Origin of the sequence: Candidatus Nitrosopumilus salarius BD31 (assembly GCF_000242875.2) — an archaeon.
GTDB classification, from domain to species: Archaea; Thermoproteota; Nitrososphaeria; order Nitrososphaerales; family Nitrosopumilaceae; genus Nitrosopumilus; species Nitrosopumilus salarius.
On sequence record NZ_AEXL02000055.1, the window covers coordinates 1 to 3,696 of the forward strand.

5 protein-coding genes, 1 tRNA gene and 1 pseudogene are annotated in these 3,696 nt (G+C 34.6%); 2 read left to right on the top strand and 5 right to left on the bottom strand.

Annotated elements, in window-relative coordinates:
- A pseudogene (locus tag BD31_RS02400) lies at nucleotides 1–863 on the bottom strand (sensor histidine kinase); the annotation flags it as partial.
- A gap of 177 nt (nucleotides 864–1,040) precedes the next feature.
- On the opposite strand from BD31_RS02400, the gene BD31_RS02405 reads away from it, so the two are divergent.
- A complete protein-coding gene (locus BD31_RS02405; RefSeq protein WP_048097380.1) occupies nucleotides 1,041–1,418 on the top strand; it encodes a response regulator in 378 nt (125 codons plus the stop codon).
- Between the two features lie 44 nt (nucleotides 1,419–1,462).
- On the opposite strand, the gene BD31_RS02410 is transcribed toward BD31_RS02405, so the two are convergent.
- Nucleotides 1,463–1,536 (bottom strand) — tRNA-Lys (locus tag BD31_RS02410).
- 59 nt (nucleotides 1,537–1,595) lie between these two features.
- The gene (locus BD31_RS02415; protein WP_008298012.1) at nucleotides 1,596–2,198 is read right to left on the bottom strand and encodes an SRPBCC family protein; all 603 of its coding nucleotides are present in this window, start codon (nucleotides 2,196–2,198) and stop codon (nucleotides 1,596–1,598) included.
- Nucleotides 2,199–2,295: 97 nt separating this feature from the next.
- Here BD31_RS02415 and BD31_RS02420 point away from each other — a divergent pair, with 97 nt between their 5' ends.
- Nucleotides 2,296–2,817 carry a hypothetical protein gene (locus tag BD31_RS02420; protein ID WP_048097381.1) on the top strand — a complete coding sequence of 174 codons (522 nt, stop codon included), beginning with the start codon at nucleotides 2,296–2,298 and terminating at the stop codon, nucleotides 2,815–2,817.
- Here BD31_RS02420 and BD31_RS02425 read toward each other — a convergent pair.
- Together BD31_RS02425 and BD31_RS02430 are read right to left on the bottom strand one after the other, a co-directional pair.
- Nucleotides 2,807–3,250 (bottom strand): COX15/CtaA family protein, encoded by a 444-nt coding sequence (locus tag BD31_RS02425; RefSeq protein WP_008298010.1) that lies wholly within the window; start codon nucleotides 3,248–3,250, stop codon nucleotides 2,807–2,809. The genes BD31_RS02420 and BD31_RS02425 overlap by 11 nt on opposite strands.
- Nucleotides 3,251–3,252: 2 nt before the next feature.
- Nucleotides 3,253–3,561: a plastocyanin/azurin family copper-binding protein gene (locus BD31_RS02430; protein ID WP_425589713.1), complete on the bottom strand. Its 309-nt coding sequence runs from the start codon at nucleotides 3,559–3,561 to the stop codon at nucleotides 3,253–3,255.
- Nucleotides 3,562–3,696 lie beyond the last annotated feature (135 nt).

Consider the following 3,696-nt stretch of genomic DNA (forward strand, 5'->3'; position numbering starts at 1 on the left):
AATGTAAGTGGAATTCCAAATTTGCTAATTGTTTCAAAGTGAATTTTTTCAGAAAAGAAGGAAGGATCTTCATCAGGCAAATCCACATATTTTAATCTATGATGGAATGCAAAAATTAGTAGAAGAAAACTGTAAACATAAAGTAAATCAACTGGATGTCCATCAAAGTATGAGCCATCTAATTCTGCAAAAAGAAAATACGTATCTGAAATATTGTAGATGATAAATCCAAATAAGATTAACATCCATGAAAGATTTGAAGGTTTTTTAGCAAGATACATGATACCGACAATGGCAGGAATTAATTGAATGGATGCCATAACTGGATATGCAAGTGCAATGGATGTGGCAAATGCTTCTTCACCTTCCATATCATCATATGCTGCCAAAACTGAAGGAATTAGAAATGAAAAAGACAATGCCGCTGCAAAAAACCACACATTTTTGTTAATTGATTTGAGTGCAGGTCTTAGAGCTATCACCAAAAATAAAATGTGGCATGGGTATGCTGCTATATAAAAAATATCAGCTTCAGATGGAAATGGTTCACCATCCCAAATATGATCATACATTTGCCAAATCTGTTCAGCAATAAACCAAAATGCAGCACCAAAAGTAAAGAAGAGAAATCCCTTTGCTTGAAAGTGTTTTTGTCTAAATAATTTTATTGTTAGAACTGCCGCATAGACTGTGAGGATTCCAGGAACAATTGCGTATGTTGGAATTGATATCCACATGAATTGTTCATCATCAACAAATGGTCTTAATTGATAAAGAGCAGTAAAAAATACCAGAGTGATAATTAAAGTAACTATAATTCGCTTATTATCAATTAAATTTGGAATGGTATTAATTTTACTCACATTTTACACGTCCTAACTTCATATGTTTTACAAATATTATAGAATATACATATTCATATGATTTCAATTGTATTTTACCTCAAAAACCATTGACAAAAATTCTAGTTAATTAAGAACATGTAATAAAAACTACAGACGTACTCTTTAATAGTAAAGTATGAGGATGTTACTTTGGGTATGGGTAAAACAGTATTGATTGTAGAAGACGATACAGATTTGATTGGAATCTACAAAGAAATTTTGGAATTACATGAATTTGACGTGCAGACGGCATTAAATGGCGAAGAGGGGGTTAAGAAATTCATTGAAACAAGACCATCTTTAGTGATTATGGATGGAGACATGCCAATACTCGATGGATATGAGGCATTCAAGCAAATTAAAGAAATTGACAAAGATGCCAACGTAGTGATTGTAACAGGGTTCTCAGAGTTTGAACCAAAAAGCCAAGAGGCCATAAAGCAAGGATTAATCAAAGTAATATCAAAACCTCTCGGAGTGGACGAATTATTATCCTTGGCAAAAAAGTATTCTGAAATTAAAGTTGAAAAATAATTCTAAGAGAATTTTCTATCTCGAAATATTTTGAAAGTTAAAAGCGGGTCTAAAGGGATTCGGACCCTTGACAACCGGATTAAGAGTCCGGTGCGCTACCTGGCTGCGCCATAGACCCACCGAAATAATTATGCCGAGAGTTGTTATTAATCTTAAGATTTTAAAATAAATGAAAATTTAGTTTTGTGCTTTAGCTTCAATTTCATTGTATTTTTCAATGATTGCTGTGAGTGCAGTTGAAACTGGGACATCATTCATCTTTTTCTTTTCAGCAAGAAGTTTTTGGTATGCATCTAGTGTAATGTATACTGGAATTGATCCATTTCCTTCAAGTAATCCTCTAACGTTGTAAAGTGCTGTTTCCATTCCTTTCTCAGCAGATTTTGCAAACTTTGCTTTATCCAAAATTGCTCCCAAAGGACCAAATGGCATTTCATAATCTACTGACATTGTTACTCTAGTCAGATTATTACCTAATGCTTTGAATTCGTTAGTAATTTGCCATCTCTTAAATGGACCTTCAATCTGCTTTGCAGTGATTTTTTCATTTCTAACAAATTCAGTTGTTTCACAATCCCACTCTAAACGTTTACCACTAAAGTCACCGATAATTCTAAAGGTTGTACCTACACCCATTCCTTCTTTGATGTCCATAGGAACTACTGTCATACCTACTGTGTCATTTTTGATTTGATCAGAAACGTGTTCTGGTCTTGCAAAGTAGGTGAAAACATTCTCTACAGGTGTTTTAATATCGATTGATTTTGTTACGAGTGTCAACGAATGAACTTCTTGCCAGTTAGAATTTAAAGGTTTTGAAGATTTTCCAGATAAAATGGATTTACATTATATTCATCCTAATTCCATCATAGCCCATATGGCTAAAAAGCGATCAGAGTTTTTACTCTTTATTTTACTATTATCGTCGATCTCAGGATTTGTAGATGCAGGTGCAGATCCTATGTTTAATTCTTCAGAGAGATCTGAGGCAGGATATATCGTTAAGGTATCTACTGCGCCTGAATTTCCACAGATAAATGAGCCATCTCAGTTTTTGGTAAGAGTTACTGATGAAAACTTTGTAGAAGTTGACAGATTTACAATGGGGATTAGAGTTTTCTTCAATGACCAACAAGTAGACAACATACTTCCAATATCAGTTGAGGGTGGACATTGGAATTTTGATTATGTCTGGAAACAGCAAGGGAATCATATTGTAAAAATGGACTTGTATGACATGGGAGGAAAAGATGGTATTATCACTTATACATTTAACATGGGGCCTCAGAATCTATTTGGAACTGTTTTCTTTAGTACAATCACTATAGGTATCCTAGTTTTTGGAGGAATGATGATTTACATATACATGCCAAAAATATTTAAAAAATCTAAGCAGTAGATTTTATTGGTATCTTAGAAAGTCTGAATGCAAATAATGTAGTAAGTAAGACCATTGCGAATAACAAAATCCCAACTCCTAGATGTATTGCAACTAAGACAGCATGAAGTTTCATATCAATTACAATTGCACCTAATGTAATTTGTGTAATTACTAATGCAGATGCAAATGTGCTTGTAAATTTGATCTTTTTATCAGCATTCTTGTTTAACCAGCTTGCAATCATTGTTGCAGCAACTAAACTTGCAGTTGTAGCAGCAACCAATCTATGAGTCCATTCTATAAAATATTCTTCAGATGGCATTACTCCATTAGGACATAATGGCCATTCTGGACATGTTAAACCAAGTCCAGCCGCTGAAACATATCCTCCAACAAACATTAGAGAGTATAATACGATCATTGCAGATAATGCAAGATATTGAATTGCCAAAACTATTCTACTATGAAACTGCCTTGCATGCCTTGTAATGCATGTCCTGGAACAGTACAGATGTAGTAGTAAGTTCCCGGTGCGCCAGCTGTAAATGTAACACTACCACTCTCTCCAGGCTTTAGAGGATTTGTTGCTGCTGCTATTGCGGAATCCATAATTACTTTGTTAAAGTCTTCAGGATTGGCAACAATACCAAATGCATGAAATGATTTACCCTTGTTAGTTGCAGTAATATTTACAGTATCGCCAGATTTTACTTTAAGTTCTGGATTGTGATTAGGTTCTCCGGGTAATGCGTTAAATGACAAAGTCCTAAAGTCCGAGGATTCTACAAAGTCTAAGTTAAAGTCATGAGATACGCCTGTTGGGGCTGCTGCAACTTCAGAAGATGCACCACCTTTTGATGGACCAACGATGATTTTTCCNCATCCCTTGCTCTCTGT